This is a genomic window from Rummeliibacillus pycnus, from assembly GCF_050459865.1.
Lineage (GTDB): Bacteria > Bacillota > Bacilli > Bacillales_A > Planococcaceae > Rummeliibacillus > Rummeliibacillus pycnus_B.
The window spans coordinates 25,001-32,187 of the sequence record NZ_JBCMNM010000073.1; the positions used below are offsets into that span (position 1 = coordinate 25,001).

The following is a 7,187-nucleotide window of genomic DNA, read 5'->3' on the forward strand; positions in this document are numbered from 1 at the left end:
ATAATTCTATGTATAGACAATTCTTTTGAATATATTACTTGAATCAATTTCATAAATTCATAAAGAATATACGAACATTTATTGTCCCATATTGTTCACTACTTCGCTTTCGACGATAAGTCCTCGAAAATGCATAAGTTTAAATTACGAATAGTAAAAGAACGCCACGTCCTGTGGCGACGACTCCATGACCAACATCCTATTGCCCCGAGGAGGCTTGCATCTGACATTTCACTTTCGACGATGCAGGAAAACACTGATGCTTGCCCACGGAAAGCGCCTGTCTACCCAAATCTGAATACTTTCATGTGTTGAAATGTTCGTATTTTAAACCGAAAATAGATTATGAAATATTAAAATCCATAAAAATATGCCTAAAAAAGTCGGCGAACTATTTAAATTCTAAAAAAACTTTATGTATCAAAAAAACACTAATCTACTATTAGATTAGTGTTTTCTCTCTTTTGAATTATTCTTGCTAAAGTTTGTTACTAGAAAATTAAATACCTGCTTTAAAGTTCTTTTATGGATTGAATGAATTTGGTCTGTTTTATTTTTGAACTGGTGTAGCTTTTTTCACTTCTACAGAGACTAAGATTGCATTTGCTTTATTAGAAGTAGCATCCTTTGCAGTGTAAACAATTGTGTAAGTTCCAGCTACTGTTGTGTCGATTTTTTCAACTGTTTTACCTTCTGAATTAGTAATAGAAGAAGCTACTTCAATACTATTACCTAGATGATCTTTTGCAGTTACGGTCGGTGCAGTAAAAGCTTGGCCATTATTAATTTTATAAACAGTTTTACCTGTTTCCAAAATGATTACTGGAGAAGTTTTGTCGACTACAACTTTACCTTTTTTGAATTCTACTTGTACTCCATTTAATTCGTAGATTCCGTTTGCTAATACTCCATTAACGTAGTATTTTCCATTTGGCATTGCACAGTGAATCTTTTTACCATTTGCGAATAGTACATTGTGATATTCCCCAGTAAATGGTTTACCTTCCTTGTAGAACTTGTTGTGAAGTTCTCCAGTGAACGGTTTTCCTTGTTTGTAGTAAACACCTTTTACAGTAGCAGTAGCTTTAACGCCTTTTTTGTAATAAGTTTTCGTTACTACTCCAGTAAATAATGTACCGTCTTTGTAATATTTACCTTTGTAAACGCCAGTAAATTTTTTGCCGTTTTTATAAAGTACAGATTGATAAGTTTTGAATCCTGCAATTAATTTATGACTTTTAGCATTAATTAGCTTGCCATGAGATACTTTGTAAGTAGTTTTTGCTGACGCAGTTGTATCAACAGCTACAACCGCAGAGGTAATTACAGATGCGCCTAAAGCAAATGCAGTGGCAGATTTAATTAATTTTTGTTTGTAGTTTTTCATATTCATTTCTCCTTTAAATGTTAAATGTACTAGGATTACCTTGTTGTATAATTCATTTGTTTATATTCCATATTTCCCCTTAAGTAATCCTATCAAATATAGTAGCACAAAATTTTACCATTTTTCTTTACAAATAGCGTTTTATTATTAAAAGTACATTTGGAATATTTTAATACTATTATTTTTATATATTTTAAATTAATAAATTGTATCGTTTTATTTAAAGATATTACAAACTTAATTATCTTACACCTTATATGTCAAAAGTATTACTTATACCTTAAATTCCTGTTAAATATTACCCTCATTAGTTTTTTCACTATAGTTTTGTGTTTTAATTATTAGAAGAGAACGAATTATTCTAAGGATAATTAATACTTAACTAGCTAAAGGAGTCATTTACATTGAACAAACTGTCTACAGAAAGTTTGACAGAACAGATTGCAAATCAAGTGATACAACACAAAGAGACAATTCCCAGTAAAAAAAGTTATCTTCAACTCTCCAATTTATTCGAACAATTAGAACAACCAAAGAAAGCAGTAAACGTTTTACACGAAGGTCTTCAAGTTTATCCAACAAGTATTCAATTGCATCAAGCTCTATGGACTTTATACACTAAACGTAAAGCAAAAAAAGAAAAGATTTTGCATTTGCCAAGAACATTAAAAAGACGCTTTGTAAAAAGACCCATTATATTTTTTGATCAATTACAAAATACATTACTCAAAAATAATCAATTGGAAACATTCCTATCCATCTCTAAAATGCAATTACAGCAAAATCCTCAGCAAATTGAATTACAAAATAAAGTAATACAGCATTTATTGAGTATCGGTCAATTTGAAGAAGCTATTCCTTATCTCGAAACCCTTAAAACTTTGGAAAAAAATCCAAAGCAGCTCGTCAAAATAAATATGCAAATCGGCATGGTTAACATGCTATTTGGTCATTTTGATGAAGCAGAAAAATACTTCTCATACTGCCAGAAAGAGTTTGCCGATATTCTCCCTGAAATATATCCTAATAGCTATGAAAAACTAGTTATTTTCAATAACGGTGAAAGCTCAATCGAATTTTATAAATACATATATCCAACAAAACATGTTGTTGCAACCTTTGATGCAATCGACAAAACAGATTCGGGAAAACCTTTTGCTTTTAAGGTTTTGAAAAAGAAAGCCGTCGATTTAATTTCTCTTAGACGTGGTCACATGCAAAATTATCATCAAGATATATCAAGAGAAGAATATTTCCAAGCTATTGAAAAGTTAGTACCTTTTTATGAAAAAAGATTTGCATATGGTACTAGTCTAGGTGGATATAATGCTTTGTTTCTAGGTTCCATGATTCCAGATTGCCAAATACTATCCTTTGCCCCTAGAAATCCAGCTCATCCAATTTACGGTACGAAAGAAAGAAAATACACTAAGTTTGTACATCCAGTATCACATCCTATAAATAAAGAGATTCAACCTATAATTTGTTTTGATCCAAAAGACACAATAGACAACCCTTATACTACAAAAGAAATTATGCAATCCTATCCAAATGGGATTTATAAACACTTCGATTATGCCGGTCATCGTGTCCCAACGTATTTACGTGAAACAGGGGAATTAAAAGAGATTGTCTCATCATTTTTGGAAGAAAAACCATTTCCAGATTACGATCATAAACTACGGAGTAAATCTGCTGAATATCATCGTGTCTTAGGAATTCACTGTCGGAGACATAACAAATTGCGTTGGGCTTTAGAATTAGCAAACAAATCTATAGAGATAGCACCAAAATATGACCGTTCACTAGCTCTTCGTATTGAGATTTTATTAAAACTAAAACAATTTGATGAATGCATTACTTATGCCAACGAAGCAATACAATTACACCCAAAATCAGCTAGGTTTTATATCCTATTAGCAGATGCTTATAAAGGAAAAGGTAATACAAATAAAGCTGTAGAAGTTCTAGAATCAGCTTCTAAAAAAGTGCAATCCATTAAGCTAAAAGAGAAACTTGCTACTTTAAAGTAAAAATATGAGTATATTACTTATTTATAAAATCAATAGCGGTATCTGGCAAACTATTAGAATGTAATTTCTTAGCTTTAATTCTTATTCATTAATAAAATAAAAGAGGTTGTCTCAAGAATGAGTACATGACTCACTTTTGGACAACCTCTTAATTGAAATATTGCTAAATTGCGCATCTTACATTTTATGCAGGGTAAGGATGCTAATAAAAATGTCTATATTATTTAAGGCCTTATTATCCCCTCCCCTTTTTAGATCTATTTTTTATGTATCTTCTATTATTTTCCGCATAAAAAAACCATCCTTATAGGAAGGATGGCCTTTTCATTATTCAACTATTGCAATCATGCCTTGTTCATCATCAATTTCTAGGTGAATACTCGCTGCATATGGATCAACATTCATTTCTTCTTGTAGGAATATGCGAATAGCTGCTAACATATTCGCAACTTGATAAATGTCTTTTCTTCCATTGTAGTAAGCTTCTGCAGAAAAGCCTTCATTATCATCGAAGCAAAGTTCGATTTCTACGTTTTCTGGCATTACATTTATTTGACGAGCATGATAAACACATAAAGCATTGATCAAATTATCTTCTGAAACGATTATTGTCTCCACGTGTTACGTTCCTCATCTCTTCGCTTGTTGCGTGTAAACATTTGGAAAATTTTCATTACGATCATAATTAATGCTAAAATCGCAATCACATTGATAAGTAGACCAAATAGGTTCCCCATTGCTCCCATATTACCTAACATACCACCAAATAGCATACCTGCTAAACCACCGACCATCATTCCTTTAAGGAAGCCGCCTTTTTTCGTTGTAGGATTTCCTGTAGTTGTTTTGTTATTTGTTGATTTATTATTGAAACTTGAATTTTTGTTATCTTGTGTGTTGCTATTTGTATTTGATTTATTAGTGAATGAATTATTATTTGAACTTCCGTTTGAATTAAATCCACGTTTTCCTGATTTGTAACCTTTGGCTTCAGCTGTTATTGTACCTTGATGACTATCCATAACAATGGGGCCAACAGTTGAGAAAGCAAGTGTTGCTGCAAATAATGCAGCTGCAAGTTTTTTCAATTAAAATACCCTCCGTTAATAAATAATGTTTTTTAACTTACTATTATATTATCATCTCACCGAAGATTAATAAAATGAAACGCAAGGGATTTCAGATTTATTCTTTCTCATTCGACACAATTTATAGTTTTTGATTCTTCATCGCTATTACTAAGTCATTAGATTGTGAGATAAACGAAGTCATCTCAGTAGATAAAAAGAATTTATCTTGCGCAAAGGAATATAATTCTTCAATCTTCTCTATAGAACCAGTAGATGTTTCAGCAATGGATTCTAATTCTTGACGGAATGCTACAATCTCATTCATCGCTGCATCCGTTGCGTGATTAATACTTGACATGCTATTGAATAACTCGCTTTCAGAAGCAGAAATTTTTTCAAAAAAATCACTTGTATAACGTGTCATTTCTTGCGTTTTTGCAACATCTTCAGATTTTTCCCTAATGTCTTTAGCTAAAAGCTCAACTTTTTGTGTGATTTCTTGTACTTTTTTATTGATGTCAACAAGCGCACTTTTACTTTGCTCAGCAAGTTTTCGAACTTCTTGTGCAACAACAGAGAATCCTTTCCCATGTTCACCTGCTCTTGCCGCTTCGATTGATGCATTTAATGCGAGCAAGTTTGTTTGATCTGCAATATCGCCAATCATTTTCGTAATTTGAGTAATGGCGTTCGTTTCTTTTTGCACATCTTCAATAGAGACTTCGAAACCTTCAAATACATTTTTGACATAATCCATTTGCTGATCTAGTTTGTCCATATTCTGATTGCCCTCAATAACAAGTTGAATATTCTTTTCTCCTTGTTCTTCAACAGCAGAAGTAATTGAATGAATATTTTCTGTTTCGGTAACTATTCTTTGAAGATTATCATTAGATGACAGGATTGATTGTCTTTCATCTTCTAATGCGTTTTTTATCTCTGTAATTCTCTCGATAAATACACTATCGCCCTTTGCATTTTTTTCATTTGATTTTTTTAATAAAGCCATTAAATCCTCAAGTCCAGTAATCACTTTTTCCTTTTCTTCTACTGTTAATCCTTCAATTTCCTTAACAACTTGCACTTCATCTACCGGTTGTTTAAATAGTCTTTCGAACATAATCTATCTTCCTCCTTTTTCTCCAAAACCTAATAATACAAGTGTTTGATTAATTAATGATTTATTTAATTGTTCGCCATAGCTACAAAAGCCAACTAAATTAGGTAATTGTGAAAGCTGTCTGTTTAGCGCTGGGAACAATTGCTGATTTTGAAATTGTAGTTTTCGTAAAATACAGTTACATGCTAGTACACCTTCAATTTTCGAAAACTGAGAAGTAAATTGTTGTATTGTGCTTTCTAATGTTTTGACAGGATCCATTGGTTCTAAAATTTCTACTATAGAATCCAAAAATACTTGGCAATAAAACTGGATAGCCCCATCTGATAAAATTTGGAATGGTGATGCGATAAAGATTTCATCATTGAATCGTCGACCAATTGGATTGGTCATAAAATAATTAGGTAAATCAGCTTCAGAAACACCAAGTTTTTTTGCATAAACTGTAGCAGCACGTTGTCCATCCATTTCATAAACAATACGTGATTCTGTATCCACCTTTGTTATTTTCATCGTCTTTCCTGTGCTTCTAAAAATATTTTCCTTAATTACACTGAATTCAATTGCTGGTTTCATAAAAATGACAATCCCACCAACACTTGAAATATAATTATTTACACTTACATAAGTAGCTTCAAATTTCGCATCATCCCCAGCTGTTCCACCGAAAAACGGAAAACCATCCTTATCAAAAATAGAATTTACTATCGATAACATTTTTTCTTCCGCACCGATTAAGCCGTTTGGAAAAACGAGTCCGATTCCTTCTTTTTCAGGCTGCTTACTTGATGTTTGAATTCCTACTTCTTGTGCTGCAGTTTTCAATTGTTGACGTACAAATACAGGATACTTCCCGATATCGTCCATTAAGATTGCCTTTATTTGCCCAAAGTCTTGTGAAAAACTAATGGCTGATAGTCCAGAGTCTTGAAAACCCTTGGGTCCTATTTCGCCAGTGGTTGTTAATCCTACAACTTGTGCTGAAGAATATTGATCATTAAATAATTTTGAAACCTCTTCAAATGAATAGACTGTACTTGAAAAAAAGAGTACAAGTGCTGGGGAAGGATGTAATTGATCCGTTATTTCCTGAATAGCTGCTTCAACATCATGGTGATTACTTGCATAAGTTCGTATCGTATCCAATTCTCATTCTCCTATCAGTCAATTAGGCAATAATTATGTATTGTTAGAATATACTTATTTTTACAAATATCTATTATACCCCTATTATCGACAATGTCAGTGACTTTTTTCATATTTTTACATAAAAAAAATAAGTCTCCAATCCTACATTAGAGAATCACAATATATTTCGGCACTACGTTTAGGGTAATAAAAAGTGTTTAAATGCAAATAATAATAGTATTAATCTGCTTTATGCATATGTGGAATTAGCTTCGCTTTCCGCGGGAGAGCGTTGAGCCTCCTCGGGGCAACAGGATGTTGGTCACGGAGTCGTTGCCACAGGACGTGGCGTTCTTAGACTCCGTTCCTTAATTGCTCTGCGGGGTCTCACCTGTCTCGCTTTCCCGCAGGAGTCTTCGCTAATTCCACTTCAACAAAGATAGCAATAC

6 protein-coding genes are annotated in these 7,187 nt (G+C 32.7%); 1 reads left to right on the forward strand and 5 read right to left on the reverse strand.

The window, feature by feature from the left end:
* Positions 1-550 precede the first annotated feature (550 nt).
* On the reverse strand, positions 551-1,387 hold the full coding sequence (locus ABE048_RS14570; protein ID WP_430311989.1) for an immunoglobulin-like domain-containing protein: 837 nt from the start codon (positions 1,385-1,387) through the stop codon (positions 551-553).
* A gap of 404 nt (positions 1,388-1,791) precedes the next feature.
* Here ABE048_RS14570 and ABE048_RS14575 point away from each other — a divergent pair, with 404 nt between their 5' ends.
* Positions 1,792-3,420, forward strand: a complete 1,629-nt coding sequence (locus ABE048_RS14575; protein ID WP_430311990.1) for a tetratricopeptide repeat protein — start codon at positions 1,792-1,794, stop codon at positions 3,418-3,420.
* A gap of 327 nt (positions 3,421-3,747) precedes the next feature.
* On the opposite strand, the gene ABE048_RS14580 is transcribed toward ABE048_RS14575, so the two are convergent.
* From ABE048_RS14580 to ABE048_RS14595, 4 genes are all read right to left on the reverse strand, one after another.
* Complete coding sequence (locus ABE048_RS14580) at positions 3,748-4,038, reverse strand: DUF2653 family protein (protein WP_430311991.1); 291 nt, start codon at positions 4,036-4,038, stop codon at positions 3,748-3,750.
* Positions 4,026-4,508 carry a hypothetical protein gene (locus tag ABE048_RS14585; RefSeq protein ID WP_430311992.1) on the reverse strand — a complete coding sequence of 161 codons (483 nt, stop codon included), beginning with the start codon at positions 4,506-4,508 and terminating at the stop codon, positions 4,026-4,028. Before ABE048_RS14585 ends, ABE048_RS14580 begins: the two co-directional genes overlap by 13 nt.
* Positions 4,509-4,629: 121 nt before the next feature.
* Positions 4,630-5,610 carry a methyl-accepting chemotaxis protein gene (locus ABE048_RS14590; protein WP_430311993.1) on the reverse strand — a complete coding sequence of 327 codons (981 nt, stop codon included), beginning with the start codon at positions 5,608-5,610 and terminating at the stop codon, positions 4,630-4,632.
* A gap of 3 nt (positions 5,611-5,613) precedes the next feature.
* Complete coding sequence (locus tag ABE048_RS14595) at positions 5,614-6,756, reverse strand: FIST signal transduction protein (RefSeq protein WP_430311994.1); 1,143 nt, start codon at positions 6,754-6,756, stop codon at positions 5,614-5,616.
* Between the last annotated feature and the right edge of the window lie 431 nt (positions 6,757-7,187).